Raw genomic sequence first — 19,819 nt, forward strand, 5'->3', positions numbered from 1 at the left:
AACAACCTCAATGCGTTTTCGGTGGCAGGTAAGGTTCCAGCAGTTGAAGCAGACGCTGTAGCGCGCCCTGGTTTTGATACAGCACTTCAACGGCATGACGGCCATAGAAACTACGGTAATCGGCGTCGGTGAGTAAAGAGGAAACCTCTTTTGCAAGCGTAGTGGCATCGGTAACGGTAATCAGCCCGCTTGCCTGCTCCAGCCGCGCGCAAATGTCTTTAAAGTTAAACGTATGCGGCCCCATCAATACCGGAATAGCGTGTGCGGCCGCTTCCAGCGGATTATGCCCACCACGTTCAACCAGTGAACCGCCAACAAAGGCGAGATCGGCAATGCCGTACAGTAACATCAACTCGCCCATCGTATCGCCAACCACAACCTGCGTGCTGGTGGAGGGGACTTCCCCTGAAGATCGTGTGATATAGCTTAGTCCAGCCTGGCGGACAAGGTTAATCGCATCCGGGAAGCGTTCTGGATGACGGGGTACCAGGATGAGCAATAAATTCGGGAATTGCTGTAACAATGCCTGATGTGCGGCGATCACCACACTCTCTTCGCCTTCATGAGTGCTGGTGGCAATCCATACCGGGCGGTGTGGTGCCCACTGGCGGCGCAGCGTCACGGCTTTAGCAGCCAACTGCGGCGTTACAGAAATATCGAATTTCAGGCTACCGGTAACGGTCACCTGATTATTTTTTGCGCCCAGCGCCACAAAACGTGCACCATCTTCTTCATTTTGGGCGGCAATCAGCGTAATACGACGCAGCAAGCGGCGGACGAATTTACCCAGTTTGGCATAACCTGCGGCCGAGCGGGCAGAGAGTCGCGCGTTAGCGATCACCAGCGGAATTTTACGTTTATGTAGCGCCGCAATCAGGTTAGGCCATAGTTCGGTTTCCATAATCAACACCAGTTTAGGGTCGACTTTATTCAGGAAACGGTTGAGTGCATCGGGCAGGTCATACGGCAGATAAACGTGCTGAACATCCTTCCCGAAAGCCGATTGTACGCGCTCCGAACCGGTTGGAGTCATGGTTGTTACGGTAATCGGTAAATCAGGATAACGATGACGCAGTGCGCGCACCAACGGGATCGCCGCCAGAGTTTCACCGACGGAGACGGAGTGCAGCATAATGCCGCCTGGTTTTAGCGGATGGCGGTAAAAACCGTAACGTTCACCCCAGCGTTTTCGATAGGCCGGAGCCTTACGTCCGCGCACCCAGAGCCGTATCCAGATCAGCGGCTGAATAAGGTAGAAAAGGGCGGTGTAAAGCAATTCGAGCATAGTAAATAGCTGACTTATGGATGTGCTGGGGATTCTATGTATTTAGCTGTGGCTTTACCATTACTTTTCCCGTTTTTGACTTAAATAGCAATTTACCCGCCAATTCTTGCTGAACATCTATACTTTTTTTGTATTTTTATGCGATTCATTGATTTCTGCAGTACGTGCAGGAAGGAATCGCAGAGCAACAGTAAAAGAATATGGTTGCTAATGATTTTATTTGATTGATTTCTTTATTGAAAATCAACAATGTGCTTAAAAATCATTCGAGTCGGATTGCCGCGAAAGAAGTGATACACTAGCGCGTCAATATCAGTGCGGTATCAGTATTCAGGTAGCTGTTGAGCCTGGGGCGGTAGCGTGCTTTTTCTGCTTCACCTTAATCGGATAATCTCAACAAAAAGAGTTACTTGTGGATAAGCCATTTCGAAGAATTTTGCTCATTAAGATGCGTTTTCATGGGGATATGTTATTAACTACTCCCGTCATTAGTTCGCTGAAAAAAAATTACCCTGACGCAAAAATCGATGTGCTGCTTTATCAGGACACCATCCCGATCCTGTCTGAAAATCCAGAGATTAACGCGCTCTACGGCATAAAAAATAAAAAAGCAAAAGCCTCAGAAAAAATTGCCAACTTTTTTCATCTCATCAAGGTATTACGTGCCAATAAGTATGACCTTATCGTTAATCTTACCGATCAATGGATGATTGCTATACTGGTTCGTTTATTAAATGCCCGTGTGAAAATTTCCCAGGATTATCATCATCGGCAGTCTGCTTTTTGGCGTAATAGTTTCACTCATTTGGTGCCGTTGCAGGGTGGAAATGTGGTGGAAAGTAACTTATCCGTGCTGACGCCATTGGGACTTGAATCGTTGGTGAAGCAGACAACCATGAGTTACCCGCCTGCAAGCTGGAAACGTATGCGTCGCGAACTTGATCATGCAGGTGTTGGACAAAATTATGTGGTTATCCAACCTACGGCGCGGCAAATCTTCAAATGCTGGGACAACGCCAAGTTTTCCGCTGTGATTGATGCCTTACATGCTCGTGGTTATGAAGTCGTTCTGACGTCCGGCCCAGATAAAGACGATCTGGCCTGCGTCAATGAAATTGCCCAGGGATGCCAGACGCTACCAGTAACGGCGCTGGCCGGAAAGGTGACCTTCCCGGAACTTGGTGCGTTAATCGATCATGCCCAGCTGTTTATTGGCGTTGATTCCGCACCGGCGCATATTGCCGCTGCAGTTAATACGCCGCTGATATCGCTGTTTGGTGCGACAGACCATATTTTCTGGCGTCCCTGGTCAAATAACATGATTCAATTCTGGGCGGGAGATTACCGGGAAATGCCAACGCGCGATCAGCGTGACCGAAATGAGATGTATCTTTCGGTTATTCCGGCGGCAGATGTCATTGCTGCTGTCGATAAATTACTGCCCTCCTCCACGACAGGTACGTCGTTATGATCGTTGCTTTTTGTTTATATAAATATTTTCCCTTTGGCGGTTTGCAGCGCGATTTTATGCGTATTGCTCAGACAGTCGCCGCCCGAGGTCATCATGTTCGGGTTTATACCCAGTCGTGGGAAGGCGAATGCCCTGATGTATTTGAACTGATCAAAGTGCCGGTTAAATCGCATACCAATCACGGGCGCAATGCGGAGTATTTTGCCTGGGTGCAAAAACATTTACGCGAACATCCCGTCGATAAAGTCGTTGGATTCAACAAAATGCCGGGGCTGGACGTTTATTATGCCGCTGATGTTTGCTATGCCGAGAAAGTAGCGCAGGAAAAAGGCTTTTTCTATCGCCTGACGTCACGTTATCGCCATTATGCCGCCTTTGAGCGGGCAACCTTCGAACAGGGCAAGCCGACACAGCTGCTGATGCTGACAGATAAGCAAATCGCCGATTTCCAGAAACATTATCAGACTGAAGCGGAGCGTTTTCATATTCTGCCTCCGGGGATTTATCCTGATCGTAAATATAGCCAGCAGCCAGCCAATAGCCGTGAAATCTTCCGTAAGAAGAATGGAATAACCGAACAACAATATTTATTGTTGCAGGTTGGTTCAGACTTCACGCGTAAAGGTGTCGATCGTTCCATTGAAGCACTTGCTTCGTTACCGGATTCGCTGCGCCACAACACATTACTATATGTTGTTGGGCAGGATAAACCGCGAAAATTTGAGGCGCTGGCAGAAAAACGCGGCGTGCGCAGTAATGTTCACTTCTTCTCGGGGCGCAACGATGTCTCGGAATTAATGGCAGCGGCGGATTTATTACTTCATCCTGCCTACCAGGAAGCCGCGGGAATTGTACTGCTGGAAGCGATAACTGCAGGATTACCGGTACTAACAACAGCCGTTTGTGGCTATGCGCATTATATTGTCGACGCCAATTGCGGCGAGGCTATTGCTGAGCCATTCCGCCAGGAAACATTGAATGAGATTTTACGCAAAGCGTTAACGCAATCTTCATTGCGCCAGGCATGGGCGGAAAATGCGCGACATTATGCTGATACACAAGATTTATACAGTCTGCCAGAGAAAGCGGCGGACATCATAACGGGTGGTCTGGATGGTTGAACTTAAAGAGCCGTTTGCCACGTTATGGCGCGGTAAAGATCCTTTTGAGGAAGTTAAAACCTTGCAGGGTGAGGTATTTCGTGAACTGGAAACTCGCCGCACTCTGCGCTTTGAAATGGCGGGCAAAAGCTATTTTCTCAAATGGCATCGCGGCACGACCCTGAAAGAGATAATCAAAAATTTACTCTCATTGCGGATGCCAGTATTAGGCGCAGACCGCGAATGGAATGCGATTCATCGACTGCGGGATGTCGGCGTTGATACTATGTATGGGGTGGCATTCGGCGAAAAAGGCATTAATCCGCTGACCAGAACCTCGTTTATTATTACCGAAGATCTGACACCAACCATCAGTCTGGAAGATTACTGTGCTGACTGGGCGACCAACCCACCAGATGTTCGCGTAAAGCGTATGCTTATTAAGCGTGTCGCGACGATGGTGCGCGATATGCATGCTGCGGGCATTAACCACCGTGACTGTTATATCTGTCATTTCCTGCTGCACTTGCCTTTTTCCGGTAAGGAAGAGGTGTTAAAAATTTCAGTAATTGACCTGCACCGGGCGCAGATACGTGCAAAAGTACCGCGTCGTTGGCGGGATAAAGATCTTATTGGACTTTATTTTTCTTCGATGAATATTGGCCTGACTCAGCGGGATATCTGGCGGTTTATGAAAGTGTATTTTGTCGCCCCGCTTAAAGACATTATCAAGCAGGAACAAGGGCTGCTGTCGCAAGCAGAAGAAAAAGCCACAAAAATCAGGGAAAGAACGATTCGAAAATCGTTGTAATTTCCGGAGAGAAATATGAGTGCCCACTATTTTAATCCACAAGAGATGATCAATAAGACAATCATCTTCGATGAAAGCCCAGAGGCGTCAGTGGCATCATCATTCCATGTTGCTTATGGCATTGATCAGAACTTTCTTTTTGGTTGTGGTGTTTCAATCACGTCAGTTTTGTTACATAACAACGACGTGAGTTTTGTCTTCCACGTTTTTATTGATGATATCCCTGAAGCCGATATCCAGCGTTTATCCCAATTAGCGAAAAGCTATCATACCTGTATCCAGATCCATCTGGTGAATTGTGAACGGCTTAAGGCATTACCGACGACCAAAAATTGGTCTATTGCCATGTATTTCCGTTTTGTAATTGCAGATTACTTTATTGATCAACAAGATAAGATCCTGTACCTGGATGCTGATATCGCCTGTCAGGGAAACTTAAAGCCGCTGATAACAATGGATCTTGCCAATAACGTTGCTGCTGTTGTTACTGAACGCGATGCTAACTGGTGGTCGTTACGGGGTCAAAGTCTGCAGTGTAATGAACTTGAAAAGGGTTACTTTAATTCAGGTGTCCTGTTAATTAATACACTAGCGTGGGCGCAGGAGTCCGTTTCTGCTAAAGCGATGTCGATGCTTGCTGATAAAGCCATCGTTTCCCGTTTAACCTATATGGATCAAGATATCCTTAATCTTATCCTGTTAGGGAAAGTTAAATTCATTGATGCTAAATACAATACGCAATTTAGTTTAAATTATGAATTAAAAAAATCATTTGTTTGTCCAATTAATGATGAAACCGTATTAATTCATTATGTCGGCCCGACAAAACCCTGGCATTACTGGGCCGGTTATCCAAGTGCGCAACCTTTTATCAAAGCCAAAGAAGCATCGCCCTGGAAAAATGAACCGTTAATGCGGCCAGTTAACTCAAATTATGCTCGTTATTGCGCTAAGCATAATTTTAAACAAAACAAACCAATTAACGGGATAATGAATTATATTTATTATTTTTATTTAAAGATAATAAAATGATATTGAGAAAAGTTAAATGAATGAATTTATAAAAGAACGGTTTTCGTATTTAGCAGATAATAAAAAAGAAAACGCCCCAGAGCTAAATGTTTCCTACGGTATCGATAAGAATTTTTTGTATGGTGCTGGCGTTTCAATTTCTTCCGTTTTGATTAATAATTCAGATATTAATTTTGTCTTTCATGTTTTCACTGATTATGTGGATGATGATTATTTAAAGTCATTTAATGAAACAGCAAAACAATTTAATACCTCAATTATTGTATATTTAATTGACCCAAAATACTTTGCTGATCTGCCGACGTCACAGTTTTGGTCGTACGCGACATACTTCAGGGTATTGTCCTTTGAATATCTGAGTGAAAGTATTTCCACACTGCTGTATCTGGATGCCGATGTCGTTTGTAAAGGAAGTCTGAAACCTCTCACAAAAATTATATTTAAAGATGAGTTTGCTGCGGTTATTCCTGACAATGATAGTACTCAGGCGGCATGTGCAAAACGTCTTAACATTCCCGAAATGAATGGACGTTATTTCAATGCAGGCGTTATCTATGTCAATCTTAAAAAATGGCATGAAGCAAATTTGACACCGTATTTACTCACGCTTTTACGAGGGGAAACTAAATATGGCTCTCTTAAATATTTAGATCAGGATGCGTTGAATATCGCATTTAATATGAATAATATCTACCTCGCGAAGGATTTTGATACTATTTATACCCTGAAAAACGAACTTCATGATCGTAGTCATCGAAAGTATCAGCAAACCATTACCGATAAAACAGTATTGATTCACTATACAGGGATAACTAAACCATGGCATAGCTGGGCTGGATATCCGTCTGCATCATACTTTAATATCGCGCGTGAACAATCTCCCTGGAAGAAATATCCTCTTAAAGAGGCGCGGACTGTTGCAGAAATGCAGAAACAATATAAGCATCTGTTTGCCCATGGTGAGTATATTAAAGGTATAACTTCATTAATTAAGTACAAGCTTAAGAAATAAATTACTCTTATGATTACAAGTATACGCTATCGCGGCTTCTCATTTTATTACAAAGATAACGATAATAAATATAAAGAAATCTTTGATGAAATACTGGCCTATAATTTTAAAACAGTAAAAGTATTACGTAATATTGATGATACCAAAGTATCGTTGATTGATACGAAATATGGTCGCTATGTTTTTAAAGTCTTTGCCCCGAAAACGAAAAGGAATGAACGTTTTTTAAAATCTTTTGTAAAAGGTGACTACTATCAGAATTTGATCGTTGAAACCGATCGTGTCAGAAGTGCAGGTCTTACTTTTCCTAATGATTTTTATTTTCTGGCTGAGCGTAAAATTTTCAACTATGCCAGTGTTTTTATCATGCTTATCGAGTATGTCGAGGGCGTAGAGCTCAATGATATGCCGATTATTCCAGAAGATGTTAAAGCAGAAATTAAGGCTTCAATGGAAAAATTGCATGCCTTAAATATGCTATCGGGCGACCCACACCGGGGTAACTTTATCGTTAGTAAAGATGGTGTCAGGATAATTGACCTCTCCGGTAAAAGCTGTACGGCAGAGCGGAAAGCCCGTGATCGTCTGGCCATGGAACGTCACCTGGGTATTGCCAACGAAATAAAAGATTATGGCTACTATTCAGTAATCTACAGAACCAAACTACGCAAATTTATTAAAAAATTAAAAGGCAAAGCGTAAACCACACAGTCAAAACGGAACCAACATGGATTTATTAGCTGAGAGTATTACTGAAGTCGCTGTCTCTGGGGAAATTGCTAACACCGATCGTGTGTTAAATATCGCTTACGGTATTGACCGCAACTTTTTATTTGGTGCGGCAGTATCTATGCAATCAGTTGTTATGCATAACCCGGACCTTGCGGTTAAGTTTCATCTCTTTACTGACTACATTGATGAAGATTATCTACAACGTGTTAATGCTTTTACCAGCAAAAATGCTAACGTTGAAGTAAGAATTTATAAAGTATCCAGTGCCTTTATTGATATCTTCCCCAGCCTGAAACAGTGGTCTTATGCAACATTCTTCCGTTTAGTTGCGTTCCAGTATCTGAGTGAAACTATTGAAAATCTGTTATATATCGATGCTGATGTCATATGTAAAGGCTCATTAGCTGGATTGCTTGATATTAATTTTGATGGCGATAAGTTCGCGGCTGTTATTAAAGATGTGCCTTTTATGCAGGAAAAACCTGCGAAGCGTCTGGCTATAGAGGGACTTCCAGGGAATTATTTCAACGCCGGTGTAGTATATCTGCAGCTTGAAGCATGGGCGAAAAATGATTTTATGAATAAAGCCATTGCTATGCTGGCAAGTGACCCGCAGCACACGAAATATAAATGCCTTGATCAGGATATTTTAAATATTCTGTTCTTTAGTCATTGTATTTTTATTAGCGGCGATTATGATTGCTTTTATGGCATTGACTATGAGTTAAAAAATAAAAGCGATGAAGATTATAAAAAGACCATTACCGATGATACTAAGCTGATTCATTATGTTGGCGTAACGAAGCCCTGGAACGACTGGACGAATTATCCCTGCCAGAAGTATTTTAATGAGGCTTATCAGGTTTCTTGCTGGAATGATGTGGCGTTTATTCCAGCCACGAATGAAAAGCAGTATCAAGTGAAATACCAACATGCAAAGAAAAATGGTGATACGTTTAACGCTTTTATTTACTTCATTAAATTCAAATTAAATAAGTATAAAAGAAAACTATTTGGGCAATAATAAAAATCATGGATGTCTGAGTTACAATAATAATTAAGGATGAGTACTATAATATTTTATTAGTTCAGGCAAGAGAACACGATGAGCAATGATTACCCTTTAGTATCCATAATAATACCGACGTATAATTCATCTGATTACATTACTGAAACTCTAACGAAATTAGAAAAACAAACTTACCCAAATTTTGAAATTGTTATTGTTAATGATGGTTCTAAAGATAACACATCAAGTGTTTTGAGAGAGTATGGGTTAACCCACTCTCGATTAATTATTATCAATAAAGAAAATGGCGGTGTTTCGTCTGCCAGGAATACAGGTATCCGCAAGGCGCAAGGACAGTTTATATGTTTTATGGATGATGATGATGAGATAGATCCTAACTATCTGCTGAAGATGTATTCCAGACAACATGAGACGGGAGGGGATGCGATTTATTGTGGGCTTTATGGCCATCATATAAAAAATGGTGTTACTTACTCACCTATAAATACAGATTTTAATGAAGGGTCTTTACTTTTCGATTTTTTTTATAAAAAGGTCAGATTCCATATAGGATGCTTGTTTATAAGAAAACAACTCCTGGAAGATAATAATCTTTTTTTTGATGAAGATTTACGACTAGGAGAAGATCTGGATTTTATCTATCGACTGCTAATTACATGCGATATGTATGCGGTTCCATATTATATGTATAAGCATAACTATAGAGAAAATTCCTTAATGAACTCATGTAGAACCATCACTCATTATCGACATGAGTCATTTGCGCACGAAAGAATCTACTCTTCTGTGATGCAGTTATACAAAGGTAACCGGAAAGAAGAAATTCATACATTATTGAGTAAAAATAGAACTTATCATAAAACTCGTTATTTATGGAATGTTCTACTTAATGGCGATTTTGAATTATTAAATCAATTAGTTGAAAGCAATGAAAAAGAATTGAAAGATTGTAATCTTCTTGGCAAGAGAGATAAGAGGCGAGCAAAGATATTAGCATCAAAAAACTATATTCTCTGGAGGATGGTAAGACTGGTAAATAGAAAAAAGAATAAACGTTAGGTCTTGCATTAAATAACCCATCCTCGTAGCATAGGTTGAAATTATATGTCGTTTTGTTGGAATGAAATTAACTCTGGTGTCAAGTCTTTAATTCTCATATTATGTATGTTGTCTTTAATGACTTTGTCTTTGTGGGATGATGTTGCAACAAAGTTTCTTCATGCAGCTGGAATTATATCTGCATTATATTTTCTAGCGACACCAAAAAAAACAATAACTAATAATCCTACTTTGTTAATTTTCATCTCATTATGTCTTTTGGGTATCGTTAATATCATCTGGTATTCACATTATAAAGTTTCAGGCTCGGTTTATACCAATGCATATCGTGGCCCAATGGAAACTGGAAAAATTGCCTTGTGTAGTGCTTTTATTTTCTTAGTTCTTTTTGCTAAAGATGAGATGAGAACCAAAATAAAATTTGGGAAACTAATTCTGTTCGCATCCTTGGCAACGCAGTTACTTTTTTTTGCGCATGCCATGTGGCAACATTTCTATTTAAACGTCGACCGTGTTGCATTATCAGCTTCCCACGCTACAACAGCAGGCTACATCATCCTTTTCCCTTCTTTACTGGCATCAATTCTCATTTTAAAATCCGACTTTAGACATAAAACAACATTATATACAATTAACTTCATGCTTAGCTTATGTGCTGTTATAGTAACTGAAACGCGTGCAGCCATATTAGTGTTTCCATTCTTTGCGTTACTATTAATCGTAATGGATAGTTATATTAATAAGCGAATTAATTATAAGTTATATTGTTTTATTGCGATTGCATTATTAGCAGGTGTATTTTCTTTTAAAGATACATTACTTACGAGAATGAATGACTTAAATAGGGATTTAGTTAATTATTCGCATGATAACACCAGAACTTCAGTCGGTGCCCGTCTGGCAATGTATGAAGTTGGTTTAAAAACATATTCTCCAATAGGACAATCACTGGAAAAACGTGCGGAAAAAATACATGAACTAGAAGAGAAAGAGCCTAGATTAAGTGGTGCTTTACCCTTTGTAGATTCTCATTTGCATAACGATCTCATAGATACGTTATCAACGCGTGGTATTCCTGGAGTAGCATTAACAATTTTAGCCTTTTCAGCAATATTCATATATGCCTTAAGAACTGCTAAAGAACCTTATATTTTAATCTTGCTTTTTTCACTACTGGTAGTAGGCCTAAGTGATGTAATACTCTTTTCTAAACCGGTTCCGACTGCTGTGTTTGTCACCATAATATTGCTTTGTGCTTATTTTAAAGTACAATCGGACCAATGTTTATTAGATAAGTAATGAATATGTGAAATAAAATCAGCAAGGAAGCTGATTTTATTTCAAAATTATCTATTAAAGAGTTGTAATTTAAATCATGGCAGCTTTTTCAGCGTTTTCTTCAATGAATTGCTTAACAGCATTTGCTGTCAATTGAGACAACTCATTCCCCGGAGCCCTACAAACCATCTGATTCTTCCCATACCCACCAATTAATCCCGGATCGGTAGGTCCATAAACCGTGATATTGGGTCTATCCAGTGCCGCCGTTAAATGGCTTAACCCCGTATCCACCGACACTATAAATTTAGCCCCGGCCAGTACGCGGGCAACGCCTTCCAGACTCATCTTCGGCAATACTTCAACATAAGCAAATCCTTCCGCCAGTCGTTTCGCCCGTTCTTCCTCATGCGGCGCGCCCCACGGAAGTTTAATCCGTATTCCTGAATCAGCCAGTAAACCAATCAATTCTCGCCAGTGTTCTTCCGGCCAGTGTTTATCATCTCGGGTTGTTGCATGAAGAAATACGGCATATTCGCCAGCATCTGTAGGCAGGTTCGTCAGGAAATGCTGTGCGATAGCATAATCGCCCTGGGTTTGTGGTTTGCTATAGCCCAGACTTTTGGCAAACAGTTCGCGGGTGCGTTCTACGGCGTGCTGCTGTTTTGCAATATGATGTTTACGATTGTAAAACAGGCTGGCTAACGGTTCGCGAGCGGTTTGCCAGTCCATTCCATGCTTTACGCCATGCGCCAGACGCGTCACCAGCGCCGCGCTTTTTACCAGCCCCTGGGCGTCGATAACTGCGTCATAGTTCTTTGCTTGTAGCGCTTCACGAAACGCTTTGCGTTCAGCTTTTATGGGAGCCGAGAACCAGGCTTTACGCCAGCGACGTATTGCCACAGGAATAACTCGCTCAACGGCAGCGTGCCAGGAAGGAATCTGTGCGAACCCTTCTTCCACCACCCAGTCAAACTTAATCCCTGGGATTGCCTGCTGGGCATCAGTGAGTGCGGGCAGCGTGTGGAGAACATCGCCCATCGACGATGTTTTAACGATCAGAACCCGCATCCGTCAGGCTTCCTCTTGTAACAATAGCGCGTTGAGTTCTTCCAGTACGCGCTGGGGAGTAATGTCGATCAAGCTCTGGTGATAACCCTCCGCAGCGTCACCTTTACGCACTTTGTGATAGCCGGTAATCAGGCGGATCACGCGTGCTTTATGGGATAGCGGTGGTGTGAAGTCCGGGCTGCTTGGTCCATACAGGGCAACCAGCGGACGATTGAGCGCCGCCGCAACGTGCATCAGACCAGAATCGTTAGTAACAATGGCTTTACAGGCTGCAATCAGGATAACCGCTTGATCAAGCTGTGTTTCTCCCGCCAGATTCCGACACCATGCCTGCTGCTCTGTATTCAAAGCGGCAAGAATCTCATTGCCCGCCTCATGATCTTTCGCCGAGCCAAACAGAACCACCTGATAACCTTCATCAATCAGCTGCTTTGCCAGCTCCGCATAGTGGTAGTGTGGCCAGCGTTTTGCCGGACCAAACTCCGCACCCGGGCAAAAACCAATCATCGGACGTTCTGATGAAAGCGAAAATTGATTACAGGTATATGATTTTTCACCTTCGCTCACCTGCAACTGCGGCCATAACAATGGCTGCGGCAGATCTTGTGCGGTACGCATAATACCTTTGTCATAGGCCAGCGCGACATAGCGTTCCACCATTAGCGGCCAGGCTTCTTTATCGAGCACGCGTACATCGTTGAGTAAACCGTAGCGCATCTCGCCGCGCCAGCCGGTGCGATGAGGAATACCTGCGAAGAAAGGCACTAATGCGGATTTGAAGGAGTTAGGTAAGACGTAGGCGCGGTCGTAGCGCTTTTCACGCAGACTATGACCCAGTTTGCGGCGTTCGCCGATTTCCAGCGCTCCGTGACCGAGAGGCATAGGGATCGCTTCGTTAACTTCCGGCATCCGCGATAATAATGGACGGCACCATGCCGGTGCCATCACGTCGATTATCGCCTGGGGATAGCGCGCCTGGAGCGTGCGATAGAGACTTTGCGACATCATCATGTCGCCAACCCAAGACGGGCCGATCACCAGTATTTTCATGCAGAGCTCTTATGCGTCACGATTCAGCCAGGCCATGTATTCCGTTACGCCTTCGGCAACGGTTTTGAACGGTTTATCGTAACCCGCCGCGCGCAGATTCGTCAGATCTGCCTGAGTGAACGCCTGGTAGCGGCCTTTCAGTTTATCCGGGAACGGAATGTATTCGATTTGGCCTTTCTTGTGATAAGCAAGCGTAGCATCTGCTACTGCCTGGAAGGATTCCGCACGACCGGTGCCGAGGTTGAAGATGCCGGAAACGCCATTTTCCAGGAACCACAGGTTTACATCTGCCACGTCGCCCACATAGACGAAGTCACGTTTAAAGTTCTCGCTACCTTCGAACAGCTTCGGTGATTCACCGTTATTAAGCTGGGTGTTGAGATGGAAAGCGACGCTCGCCATGCTGCCTTTATGGCCTTCACGCGGTCCATAAACGTTGAAATAACGGAAGCCAACAATCTGTGAGTTCGCTTCAGGCAGGATTTGGCGAACATATTCATCAAACAGGAATTTTGAGTAACCGTAGACATTCAACGGTTTTTCATATTCGCGGGATTCAATAAAGTCGGAGGTGCGTCCACCGTAAGTGGCTGCGGAAGAGGCATACAGGAACGGGATTTCGCGCTCCAGACAGTAGTGCAGCAGCTCTTTGGAGTATTGATAGTTGTTATCCATCATATACTTGCCGTCCCACTCGGTGGTGGAAGAGCACGCGCCTTCGTGGAAAATCGCTTCGACATCGCCGAACTCTTCGCCAGCCATAATCTGGATCAGGAAGTCTTCCTTATCCATATAGTCCGCGATATCCAGATCCACCAGGTTCACAAACTTGGTGCCGTCTTTCAGGTTGTCCACCACCAGAATATCGGTGATGCCTTTATCATTCAGGGCTTTAACGATGTTGCTTCCGATAAAGCCCGCGCCGCCGGTAACGATGATCATAACTGTAACCTTCGAATTATGGAGTCAGAGACAATCTCAGACACGAATACTTCTATCATATCACTACATGACGTTGGCTTCAGCCATTCACCAAAAGTGAGGGGGCTGGACGTTATTTATCCTGAATTTTGCAGAAGTGTTAACGCGTCATCTCGTCGCGACCTATAAGTTTGGGTAATATGTGCTGGAATTTGCCCTGTCTGGAGAATCGCAATGCGTGGAGAATTTTATCAGCAGTTAACCAACGATCTGGAAACCGCACGGGCGGAAGGGTTGTTTAAAGAAGAGCGCATTATTACGTCTGCGCAGCAAGCAGATATCACTGTGGCTGATGGAAGCCACGTCATTAACTTTTGTGCCAACAACTATCTCGGACTGGCGAATCATCCGGATCTGATTGCGGCGGCAAAGGCGGGAATGGATTCTCACGGTTTCGGCATGGCTTCGGTGCGTTTTATTTGCGGCACTCAGGACAGCCATAAAGAGCTTGAACAAAAACTGGCGGCCTTCCTGGGGATGGAAGATGCGATTCTCTACTCTTCCTGCTTTGATGCTAACGGCGGCCTGTTTGAAACGCTGCTGAGCGCGGAGGACGCCATTATCTCCGACGCACTGAACCACGCGTCTATTATTGATGGTGTGCGTCTGTGTAAAGCCAAACGCTATCGTTATGCCAACAACGATATGCAGGAGCTGGAAGCACGTCTGAAAGAAGCGCGTGAAGCCGGTGCGCGTCATGTGCTGATTGCCACCGATGGTGTGTTCTCGATGGACGGCGTGATTGCCAACCTGAAGGGCGTTTGCGATCTGGCAGATAAATACGATGCCCTGGTGATGGTAGACGACTCCCACGCGGTCGGTTTTGTCGGTGAAAATGGTCGTGGTTCCCATGAATACTGCGATGTGATGGGGCGTGTAGACATCATTACCGGTACGTTGGGTAAAGCGTTGGGCGGGGCTTCTGGTGGTTATACCGCGGGGCGCAAAGAAGTGGTTGAGTGGCTGCGCCAGCGTTCTCGTCCGTACCTGTTCTCCAACTCGCTGGCACCAGCGATTGTCGCCGCATCCATCAAAGTACTGGAGATGGTCGAAGCGGGTAGCGAGCTGCGTGACCGTCTGTGGGCGAACGCGCGTCAGTTCCGTGAGCAAATGTCGGCGGCGGGCTTTACCCTGGCGGGAGCCGATCACGCCATTATTCCCGTCATGCTTGGCGATGCGGTAGTGGCGCAGAAATTTGCCCGTGAGCTGCAAAAAGAGGGCATTTACGTCACCGGTTTCTTCTATCCGGTCGTTCCTAAAGGTCAGGCGCGTATTCGTACCCAGATGTCTGCGGCGCATACCCCTGAGCAAATTACGCGTGCAGTAGAAGCATTCACGCGTATTGGTAAACAACTGGGCGTTATCGCCTGAGGGTGTGAGATGAAAGCGTTATCCAAACTGAAAGCGGAAGAGGGCATCTGGATGACCGACGTTCCTGTACCGGAACTCGGGCATAACGATCTGCTGATTAAAATCCGTAAAACAGCCATCTGCGGGACTGACGTTCACATCTATAACTGGGATGAGTGGTCGCAAAAAACCATCCCGGTGCCGATGGTCGTGGGCCATGAATATGTCGGTGAAGTGGTAGGTATTGGTCAGGAAGTGAAAGGCTTCAAGATTGGCGATCGCGTTTCTGGCGAAGGCCATATCACCTGCGGTCACTGTCGCAACTGTCGTGGCGGTCGTACCCATCTGTGCCGCAACACGATCGGCGTCGGTGTTAACCGTCCGGGCTGCTTCGCCGAGTATCTGGTGATTCCGGCGTTCAACGCCTTCAAAATCCCGGACAATATCTCCGACGACCTGGCTTCCATTTTTGATCCCTTCGGTAACGCTGTGCATACCGCGCTGTCGTTCGATCTGGTTGGCGAGGATGTGCTGGTCTCTGGTGCAGGTCCGATAGGTATTATGGCTGCGGCGGTGGCGAAACACGTTGGTGCACGCAATGTGGTGATCACTGATGTTAACGAATACCGCCTTGAGCTGGCACGCAAAATGGGTATCACCCGTGCGGTTAACGTCGCTAAAGAAAACCTTAATGATGTGATGACAGAACTGGGCATGACCGAAGGCTTTGATGTCGGTCTGGAAATGTCCGGTGCGCCGCCAGCGTTTCGTACCATGCTCGACACCATGAACCACGGCGGTCGTATTGCGATGCTGGGTATTCCACCGTCCGATATGTCTATCGACTGGACCAAAGTAATCTTTAAAGGCTTGTTCATTAAAGGTATTTACGGTCGTGAGATGTTTGAAACCTGGTACAAGATGGCGGCGCTGATTCAGTCTGGCCTCGATCTCTCGCCGATCATTACCCATCGTTTCTCTATCGATGATTTCCAGAAGGGCTTTGACGCTATGCGTTCGGGCCAGTCCGGGAAAGTTATTCTGAGCTGGGATTAACACGAACAAGGGCTGGTATTCCAGCCCTTTTGCCTGAGGATAATCCGTTAAATATGTAAAATCCTGTCAGTGTAATCAAGATATCGTAATTGCGCTGATCTCTTATATAGCTGCTCTCATTATCTCTCTACCCTGACGTGACTCTCTCACCGGTAAAAATAATATCTCACAGGCTTAATAGTTTCTTAATACAAAGCCTGTAAAACGTCAGGATAACTTCAGAGGTCGTCGGTAATTTATGATGAACAGCACCAATAAACTTAGTGTTATTATTCCGTTATATAATGCGGGCGATGATTTCCGCACTTGTATGGAATCTTTAATTACGCAAACATGGACTGCTCTGGAAATCATTATTATTAACGATGGTTCAACGGATAATTCTGTTGAAATAGCAAAGCATTACGCAGAAAACTATCCGCACGTTCGTTTGTTGCATCAGGCGAATTCTGGCGCATCGGTGGCGCGTAATCGTGGGATTGAAGTGGCAACGGGAAAATATGTCGCTTTTGTCGATGCTGACGATGAGGTCTATCCCACCATGTACGAAACGCTGATGACCATGGCGTTAGAGGACGACCTCGACGTGGCGCAGTGCAACGCTGATTGGTGTTTTCGTGAAACGGGTGAAACCTGGCAATCCATCCCTACCGATCGCCTTCGCTCAACCGGTGTATTAACTGGTCCGGACTGGCTGCGGATGGGACTTTCTTCCCGCCGTTGGACACACGTGGTCTGGATGGGGGTTTATCGCCGCGATGTTATTGTTAAAAATAACATTAAATTTATTGCCGGATTACATCATCAGGATATTGTCTGGACAACAGAATTTATGTTTAACGCGCTGCGTGCGCGATATACCGAGCAATCATTATATAAATATTATCTGCATAATACGTCAGTGAGTCGGTTGCATAGACAAGGGAATAAAAACCTTAATTATCAACGTCACTATATTAAGATTACCCGCCTGCTGGAGAAATTAAATCGAAATTATGCCGACAAAATTACGATTTATCCGGAATTTCATCAGCAAATAACTTACGAAGCATTGCGTGTTTGCCATGCGGTGCGCAAAGAGCCGGATATTATTACCCGCCAACGGATGATTGCTGAGATATTTACTTCCGGTATGTATAAGCGCCTGATTACCAATGTGCGCAGCGTGAAGGTGGGTTACCAGGCGTTACTGTGGTCTTTCCGCTTATGGCAATGGCGCGACAAAACGCGGTCGCACCATCGCATTACGCGTAGCGCCTTTAATTTGCGCTAGCGTTAAGTTTTGCCGATTCGGGCTGTTTGCCCCAGCCTTGCCACTGATGCTGGAAGTAAACGATCAGCGTGCTCTGGCTGATGCTTTCGCTTAATACTTCAAAGAAGCGATTAGCATAAACAGGTTCTATCGGCTTCTTCGGTTTGCACAGCTTCACGCCACGGAATGGATTACGCGGTGTGTCGGGCACAGTGTTTTTCGGCGGTGTAGACGTATCAACCTGCGGTTCATTCAACAAGCTGCTGGCTTTCACCAGCGTAATGTCTGGCGGCAGGTTATAAACCATCTGTTGTAGCACGCGTACCGTTGAAGGGTGAGGATGTCCAATGGCAATGGTTGAACCGTTGCGACGTGCCAGGTCAATTGCGCGATTAAATTGCATACGGATGTCCGCTTCATTTTGCGAATCGTCGAGGAACACCTTCCGTTTGATCACCTTCACGCCAGTGCCTTGCGCGGCGCGCATCGCCTGGGTATTACCGATGGTTACGCTGTCGAGGAAGTAAAGATTGTAACGCTCCAGCGCCTGCATCACTTTCTGCATACCAAACAGGTTAGAGGTCATCTTGCTGCCCATGTGGTTGTTGATCCCCACGGCATAGGGCACGTTATTGACCGCACTACGAATAATGCGCTCAATTTCGTCGCTGCTCATCTCCGGGCGTAGCGTATTTTTCTCCAGCGGCTGTTTACTCAGTGGTGCCATCGGTAGATGAATCAACACTTCGTGACCGCTGTTATGTGCTTTGGTCGCCATCTCTCTGGCGTGCGGTGAATCGGGTAATACAGCGACGGAGATAGCGGAAGGCATCGCCAGCACCTGGTTTTCGTTGTGCGGGCGATACCCAAAATCATCAATGACGATGGCAAGTTTGCCAGCAATTACGGGGGAGGAGAGCGCCAACAGAGCGGCAAATGCAAGAACGTTACGACGAAATGGAAACAAAACTTATCTTCCCAACCACGGCTGTGGATTGACCGCCTGACCCTGGCGGCGAATTTCGAAATAGAGTGAAGGCCGACCCTGACCGCCACTGCTGCCCACCAGTGCAATTGGCTGGCCCGCGCGAACCTGCGAACCAACGCTCACCAGTGCGCTCTGATTATAGCCGTAAAGACTCATGTCGCCTTTACCATGCTCAACCACCACCACCAGACCGTAGCCTTGCAGCCAGTCAGCCAGAATCACCCGGCCGTCGGCAATCGCTTTAACTTCAGTACCTTCAGAGGCACCAATCACCATCCCTTTCCAGCGTAATTCACCCTGTAGCTGTTCGCCATAGCGATGCAGCGTCGGCCCGCGAACTGGCCAGAATGCCTGACCGCGCGGTGCGCCCAGACCACCGGTACGGGACATCAGCGATTTTTCGCTTTCGGTCGGCTTGTAGGTGGTGCCTTTGCGCGTCGCTTCTTTCTGGCGGTCGCGAACCGCCTGGGCTTCGCGCGCTTCACGTTCAGCACGCGCTTTCGCCGCGGCTTCCGCACGGGCAATGCTGTTACGCAGACGGGATTCGTTGGCGCGCAGCTCGCTCAACTGTTGCTGACCTTGCTGGATGGAAGACTCCAGCCCTGCCAGTGTTTTCTTACGCTCGCTCAACGCCTGGGTCAGCTTCGCCTGTTGGGCGCGCTGCTCATATAAAAGCGTTTGTTGCTCGCTCTGTTTCTCTTCCAGTTCGGCACGCTGCATAGCGACTTCTTCACGCGTTTGTTTCAACTGAGCAATGGTTTCTTGTCGCGCCTGGTTGAGATAGCCGAAATAAGCCTGTAACCGCTGCCCACGCTGGCTTTCTTCACCGCTGAGAATCAGCTGAATACCGGTATGTTCACCCTGACGAAACGCGGCATCCAGTTGCGCGGCGAGGCTGCGCTCCTGGGCGGCTTTTTGCTGCTCTAGTTTGGCAATCGACGCGTTCATCTCATCAATCTGTTTATTCAGTTGATTAAGCGTGTTTTGCGTTTCGCGCAGTTTACGGGTGGCTTCAGAGATCGCTTCTTCCTGCTTTTTCAATTGTGCGAGCAGGCTTGCGCGTTGTTGTTGCTTTTGGCGTACCGCGCGCTCTTTCGCGGCGATGTCAGCCTGAATGGATTTGAGTTGGTCACGCTCATCCGCGTGGGCGGAAAAGGCGCACAACAATACGCCAGCGCTCAGAACGCTGGCGTAGATGATGGGCCTGATTGCAAACCTGCGCGGTTTCACGGCCCGTGTCATGGTATTAATCGCCTTTCCC

General features: G+C 45.7%; 18 protein-coding genes. 12 read left to right on the forward strand and 6 right to left on the reverse strand.

The features are described 5' to 3' along the window. Positions 1 to 7: 7 nt before the first annotated feature. A complete protein-coding gene (waaA, locus tag EAS44_RS01180) occupies positions 8 to 1,285 on the reverse strand; it encodes a lipid IV(A) 3-deoxy-D-manno-octulosonic acid transferase (RefSeq protein ID WP_000891546.1) in 1,278 nt (425 codons plus the stop codon). Between the two features lie 412 nt (positions 1,286 to 1,697). Here waaA and rfaQ point away from each other — a divergent pair, with 412 nt between their 5' ends. The 9 genes from rfaQ (at position 1,698) to EAS44_RS01225 (ending at position 10,831) form a co-directional block, all read left to right on the forward strand. After that, complete coding sequence (rfaQ, locus tag EAS44_RS01185) at positions 1,698 to 2,756, forward strand: lipopolysaccharide core heptosyltransferase RfaQ (RefSeq protein ID WP_000360396.1); 1,059 nt, start codon at positions 1,698 to 1,700, stop codon at positions 2,754 to 2,756. Continuing rightward, positions 2,753 to 3,877: a glycosyltransferase family 4 protein gene (gene waaG / locus EAS44_RS01190; RefSeq protein WP_000634246.1), complete on the forward strand. Its 1,125-nt coding sequence runs from the start codon at positions 2,753 to 2,755 to the stop codon at positions 3,875 to 3,877. Before rfaQ ends, waaG begins: the two co-directional genes overlap by 4 nt. Then, entirely contained in the window at positions 3,870 to 4,667 is a 798-nt protein-coding gene (rfaP, locus tag EAS44_RS01195) for a lipopolysaccharide core heptose(I) kinase RfaP (protein WP_001332292.1), read from the forward strand. Before waaG ends, rfaP begins: the two co-directional genes overlap by 8 nt. Positions 4,668 to 4,682: 15 nt before the next feature. Beyond that, positions 4,683 to 5,699 carry a lipopolysaccharide 3-alpha-galactosyltransferase gene (gene waaO / locus EAS44_RS01200; protein WP_001272757.1) on the forward strand — a complete coding sequence of 339 codons (1,017 nt, stop codon included), beginning with the start codon at positions 4,683 to 4,685 and terminating at the stop codon, positions 5,697 to 5,699. Positions 5,700 to 5,715: 16 nt separating this feature from the next. After that, positions 5,716 to 6,711 (forward strand): glycosyltransferase family 8 protein, encoded by a 996-nt coding sequence (locus tag EAS44_RS01205; RefSeq protein WP_001001728.1) that lies wholly within the window; start codon positions 5,716 to 5,718, stop codon positions 6,709 to 6,711. Positions 6,712 to 6,720: 9 nt separating this feature from the next. Further along, the gene (rfaY, locus tag EAS44_RS01210; protein WP_000633082.1) at positions 6,721 to 7,413 is read left to right on the forward strand and encodes a lipopolysaccharide core heptose(II) kinase RfaY; all 693 of its coding nucleotides are present in this window, start codon (positions 6,721 to 6,723) and stop codon (positions 7,411 to 7,413) included. Between the two features lie 25 nt (positions 7,414 to 7,438). After that, positions 7,439 to 8,467, forward strand: a complete 1,029-nt coding sequence (locus tag EAS44_RS01215) for a UDP-galactose--(galactosyl) LPS alpha1,2-galactosyltransferase (protein ID WP_000364803.1) — start codon at positions 7,439 to 7,441, stop codon at positions 8,465 to 8,467. An 81-nt stretch (positions 8,468 to 8,548) separates the two neighbouring features. Continuing rightward, positions 8,549 to 9,532: a glycosyltransferase family 2 protein gene (locus EAS44_RS01220; RefSeq protein ID WP_000064025.1), complete on the forward strand. Its 984-nt coding sequence runs from the start codon at positions 8,549 to 8,551 to the stop codon at positions 9,530 to 9,532. Between the two features lie 45 nt (positions 9,533 to 9,577). Further along, positions 9,578 to 10,831 carry an O-antigen ligase family protein gene (locus EAS44_RS01225; RefSeq protein ID WP_001304976.1) on the forward strand — a complete coding sequence of 418 codons (1,254 nt, stop codon included), beginning with the start codon at positions 9,578 to 9,580 and terminating at the stop codon, positions 10,829 to 10,831. Between the two features lie 69 nt (positions 10,832 to 10,900). On the opposite strand, the gene rfaC is transcribed toward EAS44_RS01225, so the two are convergent. From rfaC to rfaD, 3 genes are read right to left on the reverse strand one after another with little or no spacing between them, the layout of a single operon-like run. Continuing rightward, the gene (gene rfaC / locus EAS44_RS01230; RefSeq protein WP_001264593.1) at positions 10,901 to 11,881 is read right to left on the reverse strand and encodes a lipopolysaccharide heptosyltransferase RfaC; all 981 of its coding nucleotides are present in this window, start codon (positions 11,879 to 11,881) and stop codon (positions 10,901 to 10,903) included. 3 nt (positions 11,882 to 11,884) lie between these two features. Further along, complete coding sequence (gene rfaF / locus EAS44_RS01235) at positions 11,885 to 12,931, reverse strand: ADP-heptose--LPS heptosyltransferase RfaF (RefSeq protein ID WP_000699228.1); 1,047 nt, start codon at positions 12,929 to 12,931, stop codon at positions 11,885 to 11,887. A gap of 9 nt (positions 12,932 to 12,940) precedes the next feature. After that, the gene (gene rfaD, locus EAS44_RS01240; protein WP_000587750.1) at positions 12,941 to 13,873 is read right to left on the reverse strand and encodes an ADP-glyceromanno-heptose 6-epimerase; all 933 of its coding nucleotides are present in this window, start codon (positions 13,871 to 13,873) and stop codon (positions 12,941 to 12,943) included. Between the two features lie 213 nt (positions 13,874 to 14,086). Here rfaD and kbl point away from each other — a divergent pair, with 213 nt between their 5' ends. The 3 genes from kbl (at position 14,087) to waaH (ending at position 17,591) form a co-directional block, all read left to right on the forward strand. Beyond that, complete coding sequence (gene kbl, locus EAS44_RS01245; RefSeq protein WP_001213847.1) at positions 14,087 to 15,283, forward strand: glycine C-acetyltransferase; 1,197 nt, start codon at positions 14,087 to 14,089, stop codon at positions 15,281 to 15,283. A gap of 9 nt (positions 15,284 to 15,292) precedes the next feature. Further along, the gene (tdh, locus tag EAS44_RS01250; RefSeq protein WP_000646018.1) at positions 15,293 to 16,318 is read left to right on the forward strand and encodes an L-threonine 3-dehydrogenase; all 1,026 of its coding nucleotides are present in this window, start codon (positions 15,293 to 15,295) and stop codon (positions 16,316 to 16,318) included. Positions 16,319 to 16,556: 238 nt separating this feature from the next. Then, positions 16,557 to 17,591, forward strand: coding sequence for a UDP-glucuronate:LPS(HepIII) glycosyltransferase (gene waaH, locus EAS44_RS01255; protein WP_000982107.1), 1,035 nt, complete (start codon positions 16,557 to 16,559; stop codon positions 17,589 to 17,591). Here the strand turns inward: waaH and yibQ are convergent. Both yibQ and envC read right to left on the reverse strand, forming a co-directional pair. Beyond that, positions 17,578 to 18,537, reverse strand: coding sequence for a divergent polysaccharide deacetylase family protein (yibQ, locus tag EAS44_RS01260; RefSeq protein WP_000483824.1), 960 nt, complete (start codon positions 18,535 to 18,537; stop codon positions 17,578 to 17,580). The two genes, waaH and yibQ, sit on opposite strands and share 14 nt — an antisense overlap. A gap of 3 nt (positions 18,538 to 18,540) precedes the next feature. Then, positions 18,541 to 19,800: a murein hydrolase activator EnvC gene (gene envC, locus EAS44_RS01265; protein ID WP_000196261.1), complete on the reverse strand. Its 1,260-nt coding sequence runs from the start codon at positions 19,798 to 19,800 to the stop codon at positions 18,541 to 18,543. Positions 19,801 to 19,819 lie beyond the last annotated feature (19 nt).

It is taken from the genome of Escherichia coli DSM 30083 = JCM 1649 = ATCC 11775 (assembly GCF_003697165.2).
Lineage (GTDB): Bacteria > Pseudomonadota > Gammaproteobacteria > Enterobacterales > Enterobacteriaceae > Escherichia > Escherichia coli.